Below are 22,267 nucleotides of genomic sequence, written 5' to 3'. Positions count from 1 at the left end.
CCAAAACCATACTCAGCAACAGGTATGAAACACTATACTTATATCGGTTAACTCGTGGTTCATTATATTTACCATTAAAATTACGTCAAAATCCTACGCTAGGTAATTTTTTTACCGCAGGTCTCAGCTTGACGAGAATACGACTTCTCAAACTCCCTCTAGAATAATACTCAATCTTTATTTAAACCGGTACGTCCAGTCCAAAGAATCTTCTGAAACTTTCAGGATTTACAACTTCTCCTTTTTCAGAAATAAGTTTAATTGTAATATCCTTTCGTTTGGCTTTAATAGAAAATTCATCTAAAATCTCAAGTACATCATAATCCAATACCCTTGTTTTTCTAACATCAATGATTACTGTTGCTCCCTCCGGAAGCTCATTCAATTCCCTTAGAATTGCCCCCTTATTAAGGAAAGATAATTCTTCAGCAAGCGTGATCTTGTAATGACCATCGGGAACATCATAACCTTCTTTATGCAGGAAGTGAGAATTTTTATAGCTATTAATCAAAATAACCGCAATTCCAACTGCGAGCCCGAGTCCGATGCCCATTAACAAGTCGGTAAACACCACCCCAAGTACAGTAATTATAAAAGGTAGAAATTGTCCTTTTCCTAATTTAAACATCTGCATAAAGAGCGCTGGTTTAGCCAACTTATATCCTACCATAAAAAGTACTGCGGCCAGTACTGCCAAAGGAATCATATTCAAAACAGATGGAATAACGATAATAGAAATAAGAATTATAAAACCATGAAGAATAGCAGACATTTTTGTTCTACCTCCAGATTGTACGTTAGTAGAACTCCTTACAATTACCTGGGTAACCGGCAAACCACCAATAAGGCCTGAAATCATATTACCTGCACCCTGTGCATAAAGCTCACGGTTGGTATCTGTAGTTCTTTTTAAAGGATCTAATTTATCTATCGCTTCAACACTTAATAAGGTTTCTAAACTGGCAACAATGGCTAGTGTAATAGCTACGATCCAAACTTCAGAGTTTGTGATTTCAGCAAAATTAGGAAAGGAGAATTGTCCAAGAAAGGAAGCAGCACTATCAGGCACCGGTACGGTTACCAATTGATAATCCTGTATTCCTAAGGCAGCACCCTCTACTACCATATAATAAATTACACCCACTGCCACAGCAACTAAGGGACCTGGCACGATGCTGAATATTTTATGTTTACCAGTAAGTACTTTTTCCCATAAAAGTAGAATGGCAATTGCTACAAGGGTGATTAAAATAGCACCAAAATGAATATTACTGGTCAACTTGCTTAATGCCGGCCCAATTCCCTGATCTATCGAAAAGATTTCCAAATCACTGGAAAAACCTAAAGCATTAGGAATTTGTGAGATTGCAATGGTTATACCAATACCGGCCAACATTCCTTTAATTACCGATGATGGGAAATAATAGCCGATAATACCGGCTTTTAAAGCTCCCATAATTATTTGGATAATCCCAGAAATTACCACGGCAACAAGGAAAATATCAAAACTTCCAAGAGATTGTATTGCACTCAAAACGATAACCGCCAAACCGGCGGCAGGTCCACTAACCCCTAATTGTGAATTCGAAATACTACCTACAACGATACCTCCCACCATACCGGCAATAAGTCCGGAAAACAATGGGGCTCCACTAGCAAGTGCAATTCCCAAACATAAGGGAATGGCTACGAAAAATACTACAATACTTGCCGGGAAATCTTTATTAAAATGTTTAAACATATAAAACGCTTTGTTAAGTTAAGACCTTTGATTTAACGGTAATTACCTGGTCTCTAAATCTAAATTTAAAAAATGAAATGGAATTTTGGACTATTAAAGACTAAAGAAATGTCTTCTATACACTCTTCAGGTTTACAAGAAACTTAAAAATCCAGAAAAAGTTAAGTTAGATTAAGCGCTCTTGGGTGGGGGAAAAATAATATCTAAAAAAATTATTGGGTAACTTTCGGTATAAAAATCTCCCGTGTACTCGTGTTCCTGAAGATAGTGAATACTGGCATAATTAGATTGGGGTTTTTCAAAATTAAACTCCAGATTGATCTGGTTTTTTGACGAACTTTCCTCCTCATTTACATCAAACACTAACGAAATATCTATAGAATTATCTATGCACGCAATAATGCAGGGCACTGTTACAAATGCAATGAAGATAAAAGAGAATATGCAGGCCAGATTTTTCACAATTGCAAAAATAACAACAATTGCTTCTAATTAAAAGAAAATCGCACATTTTAATGTTAATCGAATGACAATATTTATTATAGTCGCTTTATATTTTCATTTTTTATCCAACCCTGGGTACCATTAGATAGCTCAATTTTCACCCAACCCTGGTAATCCTCCAGCACCCTGGCTTTGGTACCTTCGTGAAGATTGAATGCGGCATCACCCCGCTGAGATGGCTCGTTTTTCACTTCAGCTTCATCAGCAAAAATGATAGCAAATTGATTATTAAACTGAATTTCCTGCTGATGAAATGCGAAAAATACTGAAATACCTCCAAGCAGGAAAACAAAGACAGCAGCTCCAAAAAGACTGCGTTTTATTATAGGCTTTCTGCTGAAATAATAAAACAAGAATAGAATTACGAAAATTATTGATAAAGCAATAGAAAGATAGGCCCAGGTATTATACGTGAAAGTAGAAATAAATTGATTAACACTTTTCTGAAAACCGGTTTCCTCATTGACAGGGATTTCATCTATGGTCATGCTTCGCGCAAATTCTATATTATTTTGCACATCCTCATCGGTAGGATTCAGTTGCAGGGCTTTTTCATAATAATAAATACTCGGAGCAACATTATTTAATTTATAATGTGCATTTCCCAGGTTATAATAAACCGCTGCAGATGTTTCCCCGTTATCAAGGATTTCTTCATACTTCGCAATGGCAGTTTCAAAATCATCATTCGCGTAGGCATCATTAGCTTCTTCAAAAAGCGTTGAATTTTGAGCCTGCGCCAAAGCCGAAATAAATACCAGAAAAACAATTATCAAATTCTTCATTTCACATAATTTAACGGCCACATTATCATCATTTATCTTTGGTTTAGGTAATAGCTATTCTTACCAAACGACCCTTATGGGCTTTTATCTTACAGATCTTTATCCAATTTTGAAATCACCCTTACTGCCTTCTCATAGTCTTCCTGCTGCGCAGAATTGGAGGCCGGGGTATAGCGAGCAAATTCACAGCTCTTTAAAACCTCAATAAATTCAGTAGAAATTTCATCAGCAACATTTTTTTCCTTCAGTATTTCAGAAATTCGCTCTTTACTCATTTCTGATGTTTGAATATGGAGTTTCGCCTTGAGGTAATTGTGCATTGCCCGCTCCAGGGATTCATAAAACGCTTGCTGATCGCCAAGATTCTTTTTGGCTTCAGAAAGATATTTTCTCGCCAGTTTATTGGCCTTTTTCATCCGGTTTCCGGTGACATCGGCTGCGATAGCTTTCCTCTTTTTTCCAAATAAAATAAAGAGCGGAATCGCTGCAAATGGTAAAATTAAAGAACCCCAATACGTCCAGGACCTAAAAAAGGCTTGCTGTTCAAGGGGTTTTAAATTTGTTTTAGTCTTTATAAACCTGAATTGCTCTGATGGCAAATTAAGAGCTTGTTTGCCAGTTCCTGCAATTCCACCTCCAGAAGCGCTAACAGGGCCTTCCTCTACATCTATTAGAATTTCTTTAGAGGACACGCTCTTATATGTTTTCGTCTCAGGATCAAAATATGAGAAAGTTAAGGACTGAATTGGGTATTGGCCTTTTCGGGTTGGCACTATGGTGTAATTATCAATAATACTTCCTTGTTTTCCATTCAAGGTAGTAGTTACATTTTCTTTTCTTTCGGGATCATACATCTCCAGGGAAGACGGCACCTGAAGTGATGGTAATTCAAATAAATTTAAATTTCCGTTACCTCTAATTTCAACTTTTGCCTCCAATGATTCTGAGGCATCAAGTTTATCTTTAGTAGTACTTACATTTAAACTGAATTTACCTACAGCACCGGTAAAACCTGCTGGTTTCCCATCTGGCAAAGGCTTAACATCTATAGTCCTCGTGCCGGCGGCAACGGTTTTATTTACTGTTTTGTAAATTCTACTGCCAAAAATGTCACGCCTGTCACTGGGTACATCTACAGAAACTGACAAAGTGAGCGGTTCAAGTTCCAATTCACCTGTTTTCTGCGGATACAGAACAGCTTTCTTAAGCACTACATAACGGTAAGGTTCCCCTTTGTACTCCCCATTTTCTGGTCTTAATTCCCTTATTTCGATATTCTGGCTCCAGAAATCTGAAAATTTTGGGCTATCTACCTCCCTAAAATTGCTTACACTAATCCGCGGACTTACGTAAAGCTTATAAACTACAGTGATCCCTTCATTTAAATAAGGAGTGGGATTAGAAATTTCAGCCACCAAATGCAGGTTATCTGAAGCTATGAGGTCAGAACTATCGCCGTCGGTTGGTTCGTCTACCGCAGCGGTAACCCGAACATCTATGGGGGTTGTTTTATAAATTTTATCGTCTATGGTAATTTCAGCCTGGGCAATGGTTTTGCTTCCACGGGAATTTGGCTGTAAATAATAAGAATAGGTTTTTGAATATGTACGGTCGCCGTTAATCCAGCGATTGCTCACTGACTGGTTTGGACCGCCTACAACGGTAAAGCCATCAAAAGAAGGAGGCCGAAAATTATCGCCATCCTGGTTCATTTCAAAATCTACCCTAAGGCGTTCGTTTACCCCAAGCCTGTCCTTGCTCACTTTGGCTTCGAACTTCACCTGGGCCTGTAAACCAATACCGGTAAAAAATAAAATGCTAAGTATTAAAAACTTCAACTTCATCTATAAAACCCCTTTCTTTAAGATAAGATTTTGAAAAGAAATGTATCAAAAATTTTACCAATCTTTTTCAGATTGCACTTTGGCACCTTTTTGTTTTTCCGCATTTACTTTATCCTGCACCTTTCTTTCTTCATTGTTCATCGCTTCCAGTAAACTTTGAATTTGTTCTGGAGATAACTGCCCCTGTGCCGGTTGGGGTTGACCTTGCTCTGGCTCTTGCTCCTCTTCTTCCTGATCACCCTCACCATCTTGTTGATCCTGCTCATCCTGGTCGCCTTCCTGCTCGTCTTGATCCTGGTCTTGTTGATCCTGATCACCTTCGTTATCGCCTTCACCATTTTGATCCTGATCCTGTTGGTCTTCGTTTTCCTGGTCTTGATCCTGATCCTGCTCGTCCTGATCTTCATTCTCATCATCGCCACCGTCCTGGTCGTCATCCTGGTCTTCCTGTTCTTCTTCCAGCATTTTTTTGGCAAGCGCTAAATTATACCGGGTTTCATCATCAGTTGGATCGTTTCGCAAAGCATTTTTATACGCATCTACAGCTTCCTGATACCTTTTCTGCTTCATATAAGCGTTACCAAGGTTGTGGTTAGCTTGATGTTTTGCAGGTTTAGTATCGGCAACCTCACCGGCCTGTTTATAACGTTGCGCAGCCTGCGGCGAATTGTCGCGGGTATAATACATATTTCCCATATTATACCTTGCGTCGCTGTTTTCAGGATCTTTCGCAATTGCTTTTCTATAAGCAGCCTCGGCTTCAGGAAAATTATTTTCTCCCAATGCCTCATCGGCATCCTGCATAAATTGCCGCGCCTCTTTTTGAGCTCTTTCTCTTTCCTTATCATTTTGTTGCTGGGCAACTACAGGCAATGAAAGCAAGAAGCCAAAAATTAAAAGTAATATGTTTGCTGAAAAACCTCTCATTGAATCACTCCTCTGTTTTTCTTTTTTCGTTAAATAAATTAAGCCTTCTTATCCAGCCCGTTTTTCGTTCCAGCATAAATATATCCAACAGCAACAATAAAATTGCCAAACCTACAAACCACTGAAATTGCGATTTATAGTCGGCAAATTGTTTGGCTTCAAATTCAGTTTTTTCAATGGTGAGCAACTCTTCCTGTACCCTTTCGGTTACTTCTGCCGTTATAGTGCCATCTATATAAACCCCATTTGCCTCTGCAGCTATTTCCTCAAGAATTGCCGGATCAAGTTTTGTAATTACCGTTTCTCCCTGGTTGTCTTTTTTGTAATTCTGGACCACTCCATTCCTTTTAATAGGGATTGGTCCTCCCTTGGTTGTTCCTACCCCAATGGTATAGATTCGAATTCCTGCTTCTGCGGCCTGCCTGGCCATATCTTCAACATTACCTTCGTGATCTTCACCATCACTAATAATAAACATCACCCTGTTGGTTTGTTGATTATCGTCAAAAAAGCCGGTAGCTAAATCTATCGCATCCCCGATCGCGGTTCCCTGGGAGGAGATCATATCGGTATTCAGGCTTTCCAGGAACATTTTAGCCGAACCATAATCTGTAGTAATTGGCAATTGCGGAAAAGCACTTCCGGCATAGGCGATTATCCCAACACGGTCACTGCCAAGATTGCCTATAATTTGCCTAACGAGTTGTTTTGATTTCTCCAACCTATTGGGCGCAATATCTTCGGCCTCCATACTTTTTGAAACATCTATAGCGAAAACTATGTCTACACCTTCACGCTTTACGGTTTCTAATTGAGATCCTATTTTAGGATTTACAAGCCCTACCACCAAACTTGCCAGTGCTAAAAGCAGTAAGAGGAGTTTTAGAAATGGTTTAAAGGAAGATCGGTTTGGAGCCAGGAAACTTAGAAGCGCCGGTTTGGCAAAACGCGATCTCGCCCGCTTTTGCCAGATTCTAAAAACCAGGTACAGCATAATCACCACCGGAATAAGCAGTAAAAGCCATAAATATATTTTCTCTTCTAAGATGAACATTAAACTTCTCTTTCTAATTTTTTAAATAAAACCTCTAAATACAGTATACCTCAAGATTACTTCAAAAAGCAATAATCCCAATGCCAATAAAGCATAAGGCCTGAATTTTTCGGAATAATTATAATATCTGAATTCTTCTATTTCAGATTTCTCCAAACTGTCAATCTCTTCATAAATCTCCTCCAGGGTCTCATTATTGGTTGCCCTAAAATATTTTCCGCCGGTATCTGCAGCGATTTGCTGCAATAAAGCTTCATCAATTTCTACTTTTTGCACACCGTATTGAAACCTTCCATTTGATAAAATATTTACCGGCGTAAGCGCATTGCCATTGCTTCCCACGCCAATGGTATATGTCTTGATCCCGAATTCTACTGCAAGCTCACTGGCTATCTTAGGATCTATAAACCCCGAATTATTAACCCCATCGGTAAGTAAAATAATAACCTTACTCTCTGCATCGCTATCTTTTAAACGGTTTACAGCCGTAGCCAAACCAGAACCAATGGCAGTACCATTTTGCAGGATATCGCTGTATTCAACTTCATTTATAGCCCTCAAGGCAATGCTCTTATCGCTGGTAATAGGCGTTTTTGTAAAACTTTCGCCGGCAAAAAGCACCAGGCCAATCCTATCGGTGGGGCGGTTTTCTATAAATTCGGCACCCACTTCCTTTACAGATTCCAGACGGTTTGGTTCAAAATCCCGCGCCAGCATACTTGCCGAAACATCTATGGCCATTACAATATCTATACCCCTGATATTGCTGCTTTGTGTAGTAACATCTACCGTTCTTGGGCGCGCCATAGCAACAACCAATAAAGCCAGGGCAAGTAATCTAAGTACAAAAAGCACAGGCTTTATTTTAGAAAGCAGGGATTGCTTTACCTTAAAACCTTTTACACTAGACATTCTAAGCTCTGGGGTTTGCTGCTTGCGTTTCCAGAAATACCAGCCTATTGCCGGCAAAAGCAGCAATAAGAGCCAGAAAAATTCCGGATTTTCGAATGTATAGTTAGCAAACATCAATTAGCCTGATTTTTTAATTCTATAGAATTTTCTACTCGTTGTAAGATCTCAACAGCATAATCATCATCTTCATCAAACACCACCATAATTTGTTGAAAACCTCCATTTTCCCCAAAATTGAGAATGGCATATTCCTTTTTAATAGGTCCGCCGGTGATAGGATTTTCAAGATCAAAAGTTCCAAAAACTTTTATTCCTTTTGAATTGTTTATAGTGGTAAATTCTTCCTCTTTCATAATAATATTACGGGCGCCCTGGCTCTCAAGATTTTCATAAATTCCATCTACCGCCTTTTCTAAATCAAAATCACCTTGCGGGTTCACCGGTCCGGTAATAAGTAAAATATATAAATTGCTTTCCAGGGTTCCAGAATCAAAGGTTTCACTACCCAGAAGCATTTCCTGAAGTTCATCGTCACGTTCTACCGTTTTTCTTACTAAAACTTCGGGGGTAGTTATAGTTACAGTTGGTGTTCCGTATTCACTTTTAATCCAGTCACCTTCCAGTAATTCCCTGGTTTCATTTCCAAAAACCGAATCTTTCACAAAATTGAAGCCTTTGGTATTTACCAGAATTGCAATGACCACTATAGCCAGAATAAGTACACCTCCTGCAACCGCAATAATCATTTTCTTTCTTCTTTTTAAAAGCTTTTCCCTTCGGTAATTTTCATCCTGCATCAATTCTTCTTCAGTAGGTTCGGGAACCACCTGCCTGATGTCTTTTATAAGGTGCTCGACTTTGGTACGATCGCTTTTCGCGGTTATTACATCTGGTCTCGAGTTGGCGAACTTGGCCAAATCGCCACGTTTCAATAACTGCTGGAGGTTATCTATAGATTTATCTTTTAAACTTAGATCCCCTGCCTCCTTTTTTAATTCCAGGTAAGCGATAAGATCTGAGGTTGTGCTTTCCAGCGCCCTGTCATAGATTTTCCTATCCAGGTATTTCCTTACAATAAAGGTGAGTTGTGAATAATATTCCTTGATTTCCCTGTCCTGCAGCAAGGATGAATTATCAAGTTGTTTCAGCTCAAACATTGCCTGCTCGTAAGGCGGCAATTCCGGCTCTGCTTCTTTTCTTTTCTTTCTCCTTTTGAAGAAATAAAATGCAATCCCAAACAAGGCCAATACCGCAAGCAACCACCAAACCCAATTTGGAATACTGAAAGGTTTTGGAACATCTACAGCAGGTTTTATAGGGTACATTTTTTGCCGGGTGGTATCAACCTGTACATCGGCAACCTCAACCCTAAAAGAATCGGTTAGGTATTCCCGATTTTGAATAATTATTTTTTGCTGCGGAATTGTGTATACTCCTGAATCGAACTGGGTAAGCGAATATTTCTTTAATAGCCTGAAACGATCTTCTACTGTAGTGGTATCGGCGCCTAAGGACTCTACCATTTCCATAGGATCAAAAGTTTGTCCTTCAGGAAAAACCACCAAATCAGTTGAATCGGTTTCTACCTCAATACTAAAAATAATTTGCTCCCCAATTTTGATCGAAGAAGAATCTATTCCAGCATTTATTTGAGGTTGCTGGGCAAAAGCCTGAAAAGATAACAACAGAAAAAGCAGCAAGGCTGCCGCTTTATAAATATTTAATGTTGTTATAAATCTATTATTCATTTGTTTTTAACCTCTTCTTTTAAAATAACCCAGTAATTTTTTTACGTAACTTTCATCTACGCGGTTATTTATAACCCCTGCGCCGCTAAGCGTAAAACTCTCGTTGAAGTAAGCAGCCCTTCCGCGATAATATTCAGCGTAATTTTTTCTCACCGATTTAGAACCGGTATTTACTGTCACATACTCGCCGGTTTCCTCATCCAACATTTGTACCAGACCTAAATTCGGAATCTCTTCTTCTGCCGAATCGTAAACCCTAATTCCTGTAACATCGTGTTTATTGCCCGCGATCTTTAGAGTTTGCTGGTAATCGTCGTCCATAAAATCTGAAAGCATAAAAACAATCGCCTTTTTCTTCATCACATTAGACAGGTATTTTATGGCAACAGCTATATCGGTTTTTTTAGATTTCGGTTTGAATTCTATTAGCTCCCTAATAATCCGCAATACGTGATAACGCCCTTTTTTGGGTGGAATATAAAGCTCTATTTTATCTGAAAAAAGCATCAGCCCAATCTTGTCATTATTTTGTGTAGCCGAAAAGGCCAAAGTAGCCGCAATTTCGGTAATCACATCTTTCTTAAGCTGATTTTGCGTTCCGAAGAATTCTGAACCCGAAACATCTACCATGAGCATCATGGTGAGTTCACGTTCTTCTTCAAAAACCTTTATAAAAGGTTCGCTGTAACGCGCAGTAACGTTCCAGTCTATATTTCTAACATCGTCCCCAAATTGGTATTGACGCACTTCGCTAAAAGTCATCCCTCGGCCTTTAAAAGTAGAATGATACTCCCCGCCAAAAACGTGATCGCTCAAACGCCGGGTTTTTATTTCAATCTTTCTTACTTTTTTTAAAAGCTCTTTGGTATCCATTAGGAAGCGGTTGTGTTTTTACACAGCAAATAATTGGAAAATGCGAATATTAGATAAAAAATGAAGTTTATGGTACTTCTATCTCGTTTACTATTTTATGCACAATATCTTCAGAAGTTACATTTTCGGCCTCAGCCTCATAGGTAATTCCAATTCTATGACGAAGTACATCTAAAACCACCGCTCTAACGTCTTCAGGAATTACATACCCGCGGCGTTTTATAAAGGCATAGCATTTTGAAGCTCTTGCCAGGTTTATACTTCCCCTTGGTGAAGCTCCAAAATTTATTAAAGGTTTTAGATCTTTTAAATTATATTTTTCAGGAGTTCTGGTTGCAAAAATAATATCCAGGATATATTTTTCAATCTTTTCATCCATATAAACTTCTCTGGCAGCTTGTTGTGCACGTAAAATTTGCTCAATGCTCACCACAGGATTTACCTTTGGAAATTCCCCTCTTAAATTGGCGCGCATAATTAACTGCTCGTCGTTAATTTCGGGATAATCTATAACGGTTTTCAGCATAAAACGGTCTACCTGAGCTTCAGGCAAAGGATAAGTTCCTTCCTGCTCTACCGGGTTTTGCGTGGCCATAACCAAAAACGGTTTGTCTAAAATAAAGGTTTCTTCACCAATGGTTACCTGCTTTTCCTGCATTGCCTCAAGCAAAGCCGATTGAACTTTTGCAGGCGCCCTGTTAATCTCATCTGCTAATACGAAATTCGCAAAAATAGGTCCTTTTTTTATGCTAAAATCATTCAGCTTCATATTATAAATCATAGTTCCCACAACATCTGCAGGTAAAAGATCTGGTGTAAACTGGATCCTGCTAAAACTACCGTGAACGGCTTGTGAAAGAGTATTAATAGCCAGGGTTTTTGCCAAACCGGGAACACCTTCAAGCAAAATATGTCCCTGCCCCAATAAACCTATAAGTAAGCGCTCCATCATATGCTTCTGCCCTACTATAACTTTATTGACTTCGTTGTTAAGTAAATCTACAAAAGCACTTTCCCTCTCTATTTTTTCATTTAAACTTGCTATATCTACAGAGGCGTTGTTATCTATCATTTTATGCGTATTTAAGACCTTGAATTCGTGGCCGCAAATTGGAAAATTATTAGCGTTTAGGCTGTTAATGTATGGTTAAAAAACAAAAAAGCGGCTAAAAATAGCCGCTCTTTATTTATAAGTGAATTCTTGTGATTATTCCAAATAAATAGTTTCAAGATCTATTGCATCATTTTCACCTACCTCTATATTGTCCATAGACTTCATTTCCAGTCCAGTATCAGCATCTGGAGTTACAGTTACCTGGTAAGTTCCTGCCGGAACACCGTGAAGAACAAAATTCCCACTTGCATCGGTATACGCCGAGATCGTGTGGCTCGCATTTTTTGCTTTTACCAAACTTTGAAAATCTGTTGGATGTACTTTTCCCATTATTGACCCCGTATTGGCCATAGCCGACATTCTAATCACCGGCTTCAGGATATATCCTGCGTTGCCAGTTTCTACGATAGACTCATCCACATCAAAGTCCAGGAGGTATTCATATTGTTCTCCTGCCTCAAGTTCCTGTTGTACCTGTAATTTTAATCCAGATTGTTGTGCACTTGGCGTAGCCATGGTTATTTCCTCATCATCTACAACCACAACATTATCAGGACCTAAAACCAATCTAATTTGATCAAGATATCCTGCAGGTATTTCAACATCTGCCAGTAATTGCGATACTCCACCGGTTAATTGCAAAAGGTCATAACGGCCGGTTTCAACATTAGAAAGACTTTCCCATTCGGATTCATCTTCACCAACTCCTGCTTCGGTTTTAATCATTACATCCTGTACATCTACCCAAACGTGGTCATAATCTCCTGGAGCATCTGTCATCCTCACGGTGAGACGAGCGTTGCCTTCCTCAACTCCATTTTCATCATCATCACTACAACTGGTAAATCCAAAAGCGATTACTGTTGCAAGCAGTAGACTTTTTAACTTTAGGTTCTTCATCGTTCTTTTCATAAAATAGGTTTATTAATTGTTTAGAGAAGAAAACGCAGCATTGTAGATTAAATTTTATCCCGGATACTAGATTAACTAAATTTAACAGGATTTTAAATTGCATATTTAAATCCAAGCTAGTTACTTGTAGATAATTAGGTATAAAGAAAAGCATCATATGAAAACTGCATTTATTACGGGAGCTTCCAGTGGAATTGGAAAAGCTACCGCCAGAGCCCTCTCCAGGGAAGGCATAAATCTTATTCTTTGCGGAAGAAGAGAAGAGCGATTGATTGAATTAAAAAAAGAATTATCAAAAAGGGTGGCGGTTTATACGCTTTGCTTTGATGTTAGTAAAAAGGAAGAGGTCTTCGAGAAAATTAACAGTCTTCCTGAAAAATTTAGTGAAATAGATATACTTATAAATAATGCCGGAAATGCCCACGGCTTAGACCCTATCCAGGATGGAAATATTGAGGACTGGGACACAATGCTGGATATTAATGTAAAAGGACTATTATATGTAAGCAAAGCAATTTTTCCGAAGATGATAAATCAGGGTGCCGGCCATATTATCAATATAGGTTCTACCGCCGGGAAAGAAGTTTACCCTAACGGAAATGTTTATTGTGCCAGCAAATATGCAGTAGATGCTTTAAACCAGGCAATGCGATTAGACCTCAACAAACACGGTATTAAGGTTGGAGCCGTTAATCCGGGGCTCACACAAACCGAATTCAGCGAAGTGAGGTTTAAAGGAGATACCGAAAAGGCCAAAGGTGTTTATGAGGATTTCACCCCTCTACGCCCGGAGGATATCGCAGATATTATTCGGTTTGTGGTAACAAGACCTTATCACGTAAACATTGCCGATTTAGTAGTGATGCCAACCGCGCAGGCGAATAGTGTTACTGTGAATAAAGACTAATATTCCTTATTTTTTATTTCTATTAATATTTTAATATGGCACATTTTGAAACTTTTGAAGAGTTAGAAATCTATAAACTGGCCAGAGTTCAATGTCAGGAAATATGGAAAATTATTATTACCACTAATCTACAGCAAGATTACAAATTACGGGATCAAATTAATGGATCATCTGGTTCTGTTATGGATAATATTGCAGAAGGATTTGGTAGAGGTGGGAATAGAGAATTTATTCAGTTTTTAGGGTATTCAAGAGGTTCAAATAATGAAACCCGAGCCCAGTTACAGCGGTGTTTTGATAGAGAGCATATTTCTAAAGAAACATTTAAAGTACTATACAAGGAATCTGAAATTCTTAATAAACAAATTTCGAAATTTATGAATTACCTTAAAAAATCAGAACGTAAAGGCTTTAAATATGATTAAGGTTTTCTTAGGTAACTTTCAATAAACAATAGAAATAGTAATAAATAATAAAACAGAGATTTCCGCCTGCGAGGAAATGACAAAGTTAGCATGCATGATTAACAAACGGCTTTTAATAAAAAACCTACTCGCTCATAATGATGAGAACAGCTTTTACGACAAAAAGCTGAAGCTCAATATTGGAGAACGGGAAGGTAAAGCTAAGTTTTTAAAGCATGTATGTGCCCTTTCTAATTCCAACCCCAAAAATAATTCTTACATCGTAATTGGGGTAAAAGATGAGGACAACAGCATTATTGGAACCGATTTCTTTGATGACAGTAAAATTCAAAATCTTGTAAATGCTTATTTGAGCAATCCGCCTTTAATTTCTTACGAAAACATTCCCTTTCCGCATTTGCCGGGAAATCTCGTGGTGGGTTTAGTAAGTATCAGGCCCAATCACGGCAAAATATGTTCACTTAGAAAAAATATCTGGAAGTATTATGGAGGGTCGGTTTTCCTGAGGGAAGGCAGCATCAGCATGCCGAAAGTTTTTGGTGTGGAGATTAAAGATGTTAACTCAGAAATAGTAAATTCAATAGAGAAACATTCTCATAACAATATTGAATTGACCCTGGACGGGGTTTTCGATTTTCTTCAGAAAAGAAAAGATTACAACGCTACTTATAAGGTTTTTAAAGAATATTTTGTGGTTTGCTGGGCGGGAAAAAAGATCCAGGCAAAAAACGAAACTTTTTATTCGCGCGTAGATATAGAATTGATCAATGAACAGGTGAAATTGTTTTATTCAGACCTGGACCAGGTGAGCATAAGTCTTACCGAAGAAGAATTTAAGATCCTGGAATATGTTCAGTTGGGATTGCATGATAAATATCAATTTTATCCGCTGGAAGAAACAACTATCATTTTCAAAGACAGCGTAAGTTATGATATAGAAAGTAAATTGTTATTTGAGCCACCAGCATTCGACAAAAAAACGCTTTATCATATTTACAATATAAACAGCAAGCTGGTGGAAAGGCTTAAAAAAAAGGTTCCGTTAGACAAACAACAAACAAAAGACCTTAAAAATTTGCCATCAACTTATTTACTTTGTTATTTAAACAACTTTGAAAAGGCAATAGACAAACTGGAAGAAGCAAAACCTTATTTGAAGGAATACAGCCAGGAAGTTTATAACTATTATAAAGAAAGTATGCGAATTTTAAGAAAAGTAAAATACAATTAATATGGGCCGAAGCATTGCTATTGGAGACATTCACGGCGGATTAAAAGCCTTAATTCAACTCCTTGAAAAAATAGAAGTCACTCCAGAAGACGAGCTTATTTTTTTGGGGGATTATGTAGATGGATGGAGTGATTCAGCCAATGTGGTTTCCTACCTCATAGAACTCGCCAAACAAAATACCTGTATTTTTCTGCGTGGAAATCACGACGACCTTACTCATCGTTGGTTGGAAACAGGAGAGCTTAACGAAAAATGGTTGGAACACGGCGGCCAGTCAAGCATTGATGCATACCGAAATTTTTCTGCGGAAGAAAAGGAAAAGCATATCGAGTTTTATAACCAGATGCTAAATTATTATATAGATAAGAAAAACAGACTATTTGTACACGCCGGGTTTACCAACCAGCACGGCCCGGAGCAGGAATACCATGACACCGGGTTTTATTGGGATCGCACCCTATGGGAAATGGCACTCTCATTAGATAAAAATATAAAGTCGGATGATGTAAATTACCCAAAACGCCTTCAGCTTTTTGATGAAATATTTATTGGTCATACCCCGGTAACCAGAATTGATGAAAGTGCTCCCGTAAAACGCGCAAGCATTTGGAACGTAGATACCGGCGCCGCATTTATGGGGAAATTATCGGCTATAGATGTAAACTCAAAAGAAATTTGGCAAAGCGAGCCTGTTTTCAAACTATATCCCGGTGAGGAAGGTAGAAATTAAGACGATTTTACCAAAAAACGCCTTTTCTCTTTATATATTTGTACTTCAAGGATTTTGACTTTTATTTGTGCTGAATTATATTAGTAAAAACTTAAGTATAATCTTTGTAGCAGTATTTATAAATCCAGCAGGATTGCTAACGCCTGCTCCAATTAACATGTAATGGCCCTCGACAATATTAGATTAGAAGTAATGAATACCGTTGAAAAAGAGGTAGATGGTTTCATTGAAAAATACCTTATTCCGGTAGAAGAAATTTGGCAACCCACAGATCTTCTTCCCAATTTACAGGGAGAAAATTATATGGCCGAGCTTACCCAAATCAGGGAAGAAGCCAAAGAACTTGAATACGATTTTTGGGTAGTTTTAGTTGCCGATATGGTTACTGAGGAAGCCCTGCCAACCTACGAATCCTGGCTTATGGATATGGAAGGCGTAAAACAGCATGGTAAAAGTCGCGGTGAAGAAAACGCCTGGTCTAAATGGGTTCGCCACTGGACGGGAGAAGAGAACCGTCATGGAGATACCCTTAACAAATACCTTTACCTCTCTGGCCGGGTAAATATGCGGGAAATTGAAAAAACCACGCAATATTTAATAAGTGACGGTTTCGATATTGGTACCGGTCGTGATCCTTATAAAAACTTCGTTTATACAAGTTTTCAGGAACTTGCCACCAATATTTCACATAAGCGTGTTGGGCAGTTAGCCAAAAAGAAAGGCAATAAAATGCTCGGGAAAATGTGTAATATTATTGCAGGAGACGAGATGAGGCATTATATGGCTTACCGTGAATTTGTAAAAACCATCTTTGAACACGATCCCAGCCAAATGATGCTGGCTTTTCACGATATGATGAAAAGAAAGATCGTTATGCCTGCTCAATTTCTTCGCGAAAGCGGACAGGGAATTGCAGAAGCTTTTGAGAATTTCTCAAACGCAGCACAAAGACTTGGCGTATATACAACTTACGATTATATAGAAATTCTCGAAAAACTGAATGCTTACTGGGAAATAGACAAAATGCGTTCCTTAACCGATGAGGCTGAAAAAGCCCGGGATTACTTGATGAAATTACCAGACAGAATGCGAAGAATTGCAGATCGTATGTCAATTCCTCAAGATCAACATACCTTTAAATGGGTTGAGGCCAACGGAAGGATTTAATTTTATCCTGTAAAAAAACAAAACCTCGCATTTCCAATAACTAATGGAATTGCGAGGTTTCTTTTTTTGGGAAATATTTTAGATAAAAAATATAATTTATCCCTGTTGTTTTTTCCAGATATTATAAGAAATCAGGTCTTTTTCAATCAGGTTAAGACAGAAAGCAATTACTGCTGCATCGTCTAAATATCCGATAACTGGAATAAAATCGGGAATTAAATCTATTGGAGAAAGCACGTAAATTAGTGCGCCACCAATGGCAGCTACAACATTAAAAGGTACTTCTCTGTAGGTGCCGTTTGCATAATCCTTCAGCAAACTAAAAAGTATTTTAGCATCATCTAAATAACGCTGCAACTTTCCCTTATTTTCAAATTTAGATTTTATGGCTTCCTCATCTTCCAGAACATCATTTATATCCTCCTCCTCAAAATCGTCCTGACGTTTTTTATGCTCCTTCCTTATCGTCTCTTTATCTATTTTGCTCATTGTTCATTTTTTAATGCCCACAAAGTATAAAATTATTATTGAAGGCTGAATTATGGAAATGCTAAAATCTTAGAAAAAATAAACCTCACAAGATTTTAAATGCTGTGAGGTTATAAATTTCAAAATTCAGTCTTTCCCAAAAACCTTATTTCGTCATTCTGAACCCGCCCTTCCGTTCAGGCGGGTTTATTTCAGAATCTAAGTTGTTGGTAATTAAAACATGTTAGACCCCCGATAAAAATCAGGCAGGCTCTGAAACAAGGTACCATTGACGTATTTTTAATACCTTGTTATTAGGTTTGTTTTTATATTTTTATAATTCAAAAAGAAACTTACCTGATTTAGAAGTTTCCTTTTTTATTTTTTGCGTGTATTCCTCTCACTGCGTTCGTCGGATACAAGTAAAACGAAACAAAAAAAGGCGTCCTATGTGGAGGTGTTTTTTTGGCAACAGGGGCCAAAAAATCGCAAATCAGCAGCTAAATTTTTTCCAAGGCTTCAAAAATTATTAACGCTGCTGATTTTCTACACTCACACACGGAGTTTAAAACTCGCTTTGCTCGAAAACGTCATTTTCCTACGCTAGGTAATTTTTTATCACGGGTCTCAGGGTGACGATTACAACAAGGTTTGAAAAAATGCTAAAAAATCACCTACAAATCAAATTTAATTCCCTTCGCCCCTGCATCCCACGAGTGAGGCACGAACGAGAGGAATGCACCAATTACAAATCAAACTTAATTCCTTGTGCCAATGGCAGTTCAGTAGTATAATTAATCGTATTGGTTTGCCTGCGCATATAGATTTTCCAGGCATCAGAGCCAGATTCTCTTCCACCGCCGGTTTCTTTCTCACCGCCAAAGGCACCGCCAATTTCAGCACCTGAAGTTCCTATGTTTACATTCGCTATCCCACAATCTGACCCTTCTACAGAAAGAAAACGCTCTGCTTCCCTTAAATTATTGGTCATTATTGCTGAAGAAAGACCCTGCACTACCCCATTTTGCAATTCTAGTGCATTTGATACATCTCCTGAATATTTCATAATATAAAGTACGGGTGCAAAAGTTTCGTGTTGTACGATTTTAAAATCATTTTTAGCTTCAGCAATAGCTGGTTTTACATAGCAACCGCTTTCATAGCCTTTGCCTTCCAGCACGCCGCCTTCAACTAAGATCTTACCACCTTCTTCTACTACCTTATCTAAAGCGCTTTGGTAATTTTTTACCGCATCTTTATCGATAAGCGGGCCAACGTGATTGTTCTCATCCAAAGGGTTCCCAATACGCAGCTGCTTATAAGCTTTTACGATCGCGTCTTTTACTTTATCGTAAATAGATTCGTGAATTATCACTCTTCGGGTAGAAGTACAACGTTGTCCGCAGGTTCCTACGGCTCCAAATACTGCCCCGATTACTGTATTTTTAATATCGGCATCTGGGGTTACGATAATGGCATTGTTTCCTCCTAATTCAAGAAGCGATTTTCCTAATCTTGCGGCTACGGCCTGGGCAACAATTTTCCCCATCCTAATAGAACCGGTAGCCGAAATCAAAGGCACTCGTTTATCGTTAGTCATCATTTCACCAACTTTATAATCGCCGGTAATTAATGATGAAATCCCTGCCGGAACATCATTTTCTGCAAAAACGCGGGCTGCGATGTTTTGACAGGCAACCGAAGTTAACGGAGTTTTCTCTGAACCCTTCCAAACGCAGGCATCGCCACAAACCCAGGCCAAAGCCGTGTTCCACGACCAAACTGCCACGGGAAAGTTAAAGGCCGAAATAATCCCAACCACACCTAGCGGATGGTACTGTTCGTACATTCTATGCCCGGGACGCTCAGAATGCATGGTTAAACCATGTAACTGACGGGAAAGTCCAACTGCAAAATCGCAGATATCTATCATTTCCTGAACTTCTCCCAAACCTTCCTGGTAAGATTTTCCCATTTCGTAGGAAACCAGTTTTCCCAAAGGTTCCTTTAATCTTCTTAATTCGTCATTGAATTGGCGAACCACTTCTCCACGAAGTGGTGCCGGCCAGGTGCGCCATTCTTTAAATCCTGCTTCAGCAGTGGTAATTACTTTTTCATAATCTTCTTTAGTGGTTGCTTTTACTTTTCCTATTAAAGCGCCATCAACGGGTGAATAAGATTCAATTACTTCCCCACTGCTAAAAAAATCTTTCCCGGTTGAGGTTCCATTATTGGTTTCCTGTAAACCGAGATCTTTCAAAGCCTGTTTTATTCCGAATTTTTCTGCTACTTCACTCATTAATTTGTAAATTTTATCTGTTCTTTTGTGTCTTTCCTGCTAAAATAATAAAATTTTTAAGCTATTCCGTTTCGGCTACAAAACGTTCATCTACCGGCATGACCTCCCCGCATTTATCACAGGTACGCAAGTCTTTGCTTCCGTAGAAATGTTTAAAATGCTTTAAAAAATCTTTCTCGATATCTTCCAGTGGAAAATAAACTTCATACAGTTTATGATTACAATTATCGCAAAACCATAAAAGTCCGTCTTGTCCTTCAAGTTGCACACGTTTTCGCTCTACAACAAGGCCAATAGAACCTTCTTTTCTAACCGGCGAATGTGGCACTTTTGCCGGATGTAAATACATATCTCCCGGGCCTAATTGCATCGTTCTTTTCTTACCATCTTCCTGAATATGCACTTCTATTTCACCTTCCAGCTGATAAAAAAGCTCTTCGGTCTCGTTGTAATGATAATCTTTGCGAGCATTTGGCCCGGCAACCACCATTACAATGTAGTCTTCAGATTCTTTATAAAGGTTACGGTTTCCTACCGGCGGTTTAAGTGATTTGCGGTTTTGCTCAATCCATTTATCGAGATTAAAAGGTTTATTTACTGCCATGATTTTAAAATTATATTGCTTAAAATTACAACTTAAAGCTTAGAAAAAAGGCCGATTTTCTTATCTTTTTGGCCGTCTTAACGGGCTATTCGCTTCAAGTCCTCGTCGCCTGTTGGCTCCTGTGGGCTTTTCGATACTATCCCTGGCGCAAATGCAAAAAACCTTACAAAATGCTTATCTTCGACGTAAAATCTATCTTTTATGAAAAAAATATTCCTGTTATTCAGTTTATCACTTTTTCTAGCCTGCAATTCTTCGGCTGAAAATGAAACGAATGAAAATCAAACTTCCGAAGCCGAAAAAGCCCAGGATTCCGTAGAGAATTTCGGAATTGTAATTCACGGTGGCGCCGGTACTATTCTTAAAGAGAATATGAGCGATTCCCTCGAGCAGGCATACAACGCCAAGTTGGAAGAAGCCATAAGAACCGGACACGAAATCCTAGCGAATGGAGGAACTGCCATAGAAGCCGTGCAACACACAATAAATGTAATGGAAAATTCACCACTTTTTAACGCGGGCAAAGGAGCCGTTTTTACCAATGAAGGTAAAAACGAACTCGATGCTTCAATAATGGATGGGAAAACTTTAAATGCCGGTGCAGTATCTGGCGTAACCACGGTTAAAAATCCAATAAATTTAGCCTGGGAAGTGATGGAGAATTCAGAACACGTGATGCTTTCAGGAAAAGGCGCTGAGCAGTTTGCTGAAGAACGCAGTTTGGAAATTGTAGACCCAGAATATTTCTATACCAAAAGCCGATTTAAAAGCTTAGAACGCTTAAAAGCAAGAGATTCAGAAAAAACAGAGCTGGATCACGATGGCAAAACTGCATTTGTAGATCCGTTTATCAAAGATTCAAAATTTGGTACTGTGGGTTGCGCCGCTTTGGATAAAAATGGAAACCTGGCCGCAGGAACCTCAACCGGCGGAATGACCAATAAAAAATGGGGACGTATAGGGGACGCGCCAATAATTGGGGCCGGCACTTACGCCAACAACAAAACAGCGGCGATCTCAGCGACAGGCTGGGGTGAATTTTTTATTCGTGGCGTTGTAGCTTACGATATTTCAGCACTTATGGAATATAAAGAAATGAGCCTTGCCGAAGCTGCAAAAGAAGTAATTCAAAAAAAGAATCCTGAATTGGGAGGTAGTGGAGGAATCATCGCTATAGATCATCAAGGAAATGTTTCTATGGAGTTTAACACTGCGGGAATGTACCGCGCTAAAATGAACAAAGACGGAGATCTCGAAATAGGGATTTATGAAGAAAAGTAATCCTTAATAAGTTTTACCAATTCTATATTCTGTTTAAAGGGAACTTAATGAGTTTAAGGTTCAAAGAGCTTCTGCTTTTTGAGCCTTTTTTATTGTTTAATAATTTAACAAGCAATTAAACCATTTCAGCTGACTATAGTCCTAATCCTAGCTGATTTCAGCTTTAAATTTAATTAACGAATAATTAAGTTTCGTTGGTTCGGTTTATTCGGAACTAAATATTAATTTTGCAGTTCAAATTATCGAAATGAATAAAAAACAATTGGAAGCACATAAAACCCGGCTTATAGAGAAACTCGGGGTGCAAATTGAAAAGGAACACCAACTGGCACCGGTTGCCGCAAGAATTTTCGCAACCCTAATAATGATTGGTAAAAAAGGATGCACCTTCGATCAATTGGTTACAGACCTAAAAGCCGGAAAAAGTACGGTTTCCACCCATCTTGAACATCTTCAGGCGACCAACAGGATTGAATATTATACCAAAGCCGGGGATCGCAAGCGCTATTTTATTGTAAAGCCTGATCTAATGGTGAATTATATTGATGAAATGACCGCAAAATGGGAAGCTCAAAAATGTATTCATCAGGAAGTGCTGGAATATAAAACAGAAATGAACAAACTGAATTCCGAGGAAAATTTTGACCTGGAATTTCAGAAAAGCCTGTTAACCTTTTTAGACGAAGCCACTACAGCAGTTAATAAGTTAAAGCAAAAGATCACCAATTCTTAACTACACCT

Annotated in this window: 20 protein-coding genes and 1 pseudogene; 7 read left to right on the top strand and 14 right to left on the bottom strand. The window is 38.5% G+C overall.

All coding sequences use genetic code 11. The features are described 5' to 3' along the window. Positions 1 to 181: 181 nt before the first annotated feature. The 11 genes from LB467_RS11325 to LB467_RS11275 form a co-directional block, all read right to left on the bottom strand. On the bottom strand, positions 182 to 1,741 hold the full coding sequence (locus LB467_RS11325; protein WP_224474150.1) for a SulP family inorganic anion transporter: 1,560 nt from the start codon (positions 1,739 to 1,741) through the stop codon (positions 182 to 184). 171 nt (positions 1,742 to 1,912) lie between these two features. After that, on the bottom strand, positions 1,913 to 2,152 hold the full coding sequence (locus LB467_RS11320) for a hypothetical protein (protein WP_224474149.1): 240 nt from the start codon (positions 2,150 to 2,152) through the stop codon (positions 1,913 to 1,915). Positions 2,153 to 2,280: 128 nt separating this feature from the next. Further along, positions 2,281 to 3,030, bottom strand: a complete 750-nt coding sequence (locus tag LB467_RS11315) for a tetratricopeptide repeat protein (RefSeq protein ID WP_224474148.1) — start codon at positions 3,028 to 3,030, stop codon at positions 2,281 to 2,283. Positions 3,031 to 3,119: 89 nt separating this feature from the next. Next, complete coding sequence (locus LB467_RS11310) at positions 3,120 to 4,874, bottom strand: BatD family protein (RefSeq protein WP_224474147.1); 1,755 nt, start codon at positions 4,872 to 4,874, stop codon at positions 3,120 to 3,122. Between the two features lie 54 nt (positions 4,875 to 4,928). Beyond that, entirely contained in the window at positions 4,929 to 5,801 is an 873-nt protein-coding gene (locus LB467_RS11305; RefSeq protein WP_224474146.1) for a tetratricopeptide repeat protein, read from the bottom strand. Positions 5,802 to 5,805: 4 nt separating this feature from the next. Then, positions 5,806 to 6,855 (bottom strand): VWA domain-containing protein, encoded by a 1,050-nt coding sequence (locus LB467_RS11300; RefSeq protein ID WP_224474145.1) that lies wholly within the window; start codon positions 6,853 to 6,855, stop codon positions 5,806 to 5,808. 21 nt (positions 6,856 to 6,876) lie between these two features. After that, positions 6,877 to 7,881, bottom strand: coding sequence for a vWA domain-containing protein (locus LB467_RS11295; RefSeq protein ID WP_224474153.1), 1,005 nt, complete (start codon positions 7,879 to 7,881; stop codon positions 6,877 to 6,879). After that, positions 7,881 to 9,515 carry a cytochrome c-type biogenesis protein gene (locus tag LB467_RS11290; protein WP_224474144.1) on the bottom strand — a complete coding sequence of 545 codons (1,635 nt, stop codon included), beginning with the start codon at positions 9,513 to 9,515 and terminating at the stop codon, positions 7,881 to 7,883. Before LB467_RS11290 ends, LB467_RS11295 begins: the two co-directional genes overlap by 1 nt. Positions 9,516 to 9,521: 6 nt before the next feature. Continuing rightward, the gene (locus LB467_RS11285; RefSeq protein ID WP_224474143.1) at positions 9,522 to 10,388 is read right to left on the bottom strand and encodes a DUF58 domain-containing protein; all 867 of its coding nucleotides are present in this window, start codon (positions 10,386 to 10,388) and stop codon (positions 9,522 to 9,524) included. Between the two features lie 67 nt (positions 10,389 to 10,455). Further along, positions 10,456 to 11,460 (bottom strand): AAA family ATPase, encoded by a 1,005-nt coding sequence (locus tag LB467_RS11280; RefSeq protein WP_224474142.1) that lies wholly within the window; start codon positions 11,458 to 11,460, stop codon positions 10,456 to 10,458. Between the two features lie 135 nt (positions 11,461 to 11,595). Further along, positions 11,596 to 12,414 carry a DUF4382 domain-containing protein gene (locus tag LB467_RS11275; protein ID WP_224474141.1) on the bottom strand — a complete coding sequence of 273 codons (819 nt, stop codon included), beginning with the start codon at positions 12,412 to 12,414 and terminating at the stop codon, positions 11,596 to 11,598. Between the two features lie 157 nt (positions 12,415 to 12,571). Between LB467_RS11275 and LB467_RS11270 the strand changes: the two genes are divergently transcribed. The 5 genes from LB467_RS11270 to LB467_RS11250 all read left to right on the top strand — a co-directional run bounded on the left by LB467_RS11270 (position 12,572) and on the right by LB467_RS11250 (position 16,874). Then, positions 12,572 to 13,321, top strand: coding sequence for an SDR family NAD(P)-dependent oxidoreductase (locus LB467_RS11270; RefSeq protein WP_224474140.1), 750 nt, complete (start codon positions 12,572 to 12,574; stop codon positions 13,319 to 13,321). A 35-nt stretch (positions 13,322 to 13,356) separates the two neighbouring features. Beyond that, a complete protein-coding gene (locus tag LB467_RS11265) occupies positions 13,357 to 13,746 on the top strand; it encodes a four helix bundle protein (protein WP_224474139.1) in 390 nt (129 codons plus the stop codon). 94 nt (positions 13,747 to 13,840) lie between these two features. Then, positions 13,841 to 14,977 (top strand): ATP-binding protein, encoded by a 1,137-nt coding sequence (locus LB467_RS11260; RefSeq protein WP_224474138.1) that lies wholly within the window; start codon positions 13,841 to 13,843, stop codon positions 14,975 to 14,977. Between the two features lies 1 nt (position 14,978). Next, complete coding sequence (locus LB467_RS11255) at positions 14,979 to 15,707, top strand: metallophosphoesterase family protein (RefSeq protein ID WP_224474137.1); 729 nt, start codon at positions 14,979 to 14,981, stop codon at positions 15,705 to 15,707. A 162-nt stretch (positions 15,708 to 15,869) separates the two neighbouring features. Then, positions 15,870 to 16,874, top strand: coding sequence for an acyl-ACP desaturase (locus LB467_RS11250; RefSeq protein WP_224474136.1), 1,005 nt, complete (start codon positions 15,870 to 15,872; stop codon positions 16,872 to 16,874). A 165-nt stretch (positions 16,875 to 17,039) separates the two neighbouring features. Here LB467_RS11250 and LB467_RS19195 read toward each other — a convergent pair. The 3 genes and pseudogenes from LB467_RS19195 to LB467_RS11235 form a co-directional block, all read right to left on the bottom strand. Beyond that, positions 17,040 to 17,363, bottom strand: a pseudogene (locus LB467_RS19195) (YkvA family protein); the annotation flags it as partial. 724 nt (positions 17,364 to 18,087) lie between these two features. Further along, a complete protein-coding gene (amaB, locus tag LB467_RS11240; protein WP_224474135.1) occupies positions 18,088 to 19,641 on the bottom strand; it encodes an L-piperidine-6-carboxylate dehydrogenase in 1,554 nt (517 codons plus the stop codon). A 61-nt stretch (positions 19,642 to 19,702) separates the two neighbouring features. After that, positions 19,703 to 20,245, bottom strand: coding sequence for a 3-hydroxyanthranilate 3,4-dioxygenase (locus LB467_RS11235; RefSeq protein WP_224474134.1), 543 nt, complete (start codon positions 20,243 to 20,245; stop codon positions 19,703 to 19,705). A 201-nt stretch (positions 20,246 to 20,446) separates the two neighbouring features. Between LB467_RS11235 and LB467_RS11230 the strand changes: the two genes are divergently transcribed. After that, positions 20,447 to 21,526 carry an isoaspartyl peptidase/L-asparaginase family protein gene (locus tag LB467_RS11230; protein ID WP_224474133.1) on the top strand — a complete coding sequence of 360 codons (1,080 nt, stop codon included), beginning with the start codon at positions 20,447 to 20,449 and terminating at the stop codon, positions 21,524 to 21,526. Between the two features lie 247 nt (positions 21,527 to 21,773). Next, entirely contained in the window at positions 21,774 to 22,259 is a 486-nt protein-coding gene (locus LB467_RS11225) for a GbsR/MarR family transcriptional regulator (RefSeq protein WP_224474132.1), read from the top strand. Positions 22,260 to 22,267: the final 8 nt, after the last annotated feature.

The organism is Salegentibacter tibetensis (assembly GCF_020164485.1).
Lineage (GTDB): Bacteria > Bacteroidota > Bacteroidia > Flavobacteriales > Flavobacteriaceae > Salegentibacter > Salegentibacter tibetensis.
The sequence above is the reverse complement of the archived record's forward strand: the minus strand, read 5'-3'. Positions and strand labels throughout refer to the sequence as shown.

Coding starts and splice junctions, on each gene's coding strand:
- LB467_RS11325 (WP_224474150.1), bottom strand. CDS start 1,741: ATGTTTAAACATTTTAATAAAGATTTCCCGGCAAGTATTGTAGTATTT.
- LB467_RS11295 (WP_224474153.1), bottom strand. CDS start 7,881: ATGTTTGCTAACTATACATTCGAAAATCCGGAATTTTTCTGGCTCTTA.
- LB467_RS11230 (WP_224474133.1), top strand. CDS start 20,447: ATGAAAAAAATATTCCTGTTATTCAGTTTATCACTTTTTCTAGCCTGC.
- LB467_RS11255 (WP_224474137.1), top strand. CDS start 14,979: ATGGGCCGAAGCATTGCTATTGGAGACATTCACGGCGGATTAAAAGCC.
- LB467_RS11285 (WP_224474143.1), bottom strand. CDS start 10,388: ATGGATACCAAAGAGCTTTTAAAAAAAGTAAGAAAGATTGAAATAAAA.
- LB467_RS11280 (WP_224474142.1), bottom strand. CDS start 11,460: ATGATAGATAACAACGCCTCTGTAGATATAGCAAGTTTAAATGAAAAA.
- amaB (WP_224474135.1), bottom strand. CDS start 19,641: ATGAGTGAAGTAGCAGAAAAATTCGGAATAAAACAGGCTTTGAAAGAT.
- LB467_RS11225 (WP_224474132.1), top strand. CDS start 21,774: ATGAATAAAAAACAATTGGAAGCACATAAAACCCGGCTTATAGAGAAA.
- LB467_RS11235 (WP_224474134.1), bottom strand. CDS start 20,245: ATGGCAGTAAATAAACCTTTTAATCTCGATAAATGGATTGAGCAAAAC.
- LB467_RS11270 (WP_224474140.1), top strand. CDS start 12,572: ATGAAAACTGCATTTATTACGGGAGCTTCCAGTGGAATTGGAAAAGCT.
- LB467_RS11275 (WP_224474141.1), bottom strand. CDS start 12,414: ATGAAAAGAACGATGAAGAACCTAAAGTTAAAAAGTCTACTGCTTGCA.
- LB467_RS11310 (WP_224474147.1), bottom strand. CDS start 4,874: ATGAAGTTGAAGTTTTTAATACTTAGCATTTTATTTTTTACCGGTATT.
- LB467_RS11260 (WP_224474138.1), top strand. CDS start 13,841: ATGATTAACAAACGGCTTTTAATAAAAAACCTACTCGCTCATAATGAT.
- LB467_RS11290 (WP_224474144.1), bottom strand. CDS start 9,515: ATGAATAATAGATTTATAACAACATTAAATATTTATAAAGCGGCAGCC.
- LB467_RS11300 (WP_224474145.1), bottom strand. CDS start 6,855: ATGTTCATCTTAGAAGAGAAAATATATTTATGGCTTTTACTGCTTATT.
- LB467_RS11305 (WP_224474146.1), bottom strand. CDS start 5,801: ATGAGAGGTTTTTCAGCAAACATATTACTTTTAATTTTTGGCTTCTTG.
- LB467_RS11315 (WP_224474148.1), bottom strand. CDS start 3,030: ATGAAGAATTTGATAATTGTTTTTCTGGTATTTATTTCGGCTTTGGCG.
- LB467_RS11250 (WP_224474136.1), top strand. CDS start 15,870: ATGGCCCTCGACAATATTAGATTAGAAGTAATGAATACCGTTGAAAAA.
- LB467_RS11265 (WP_224474139.1), top strand. CDS start 13,357: ATGGCACATTTTGAAACTTTTGAAGAGTTAGAAATCTATAAACTGGCC.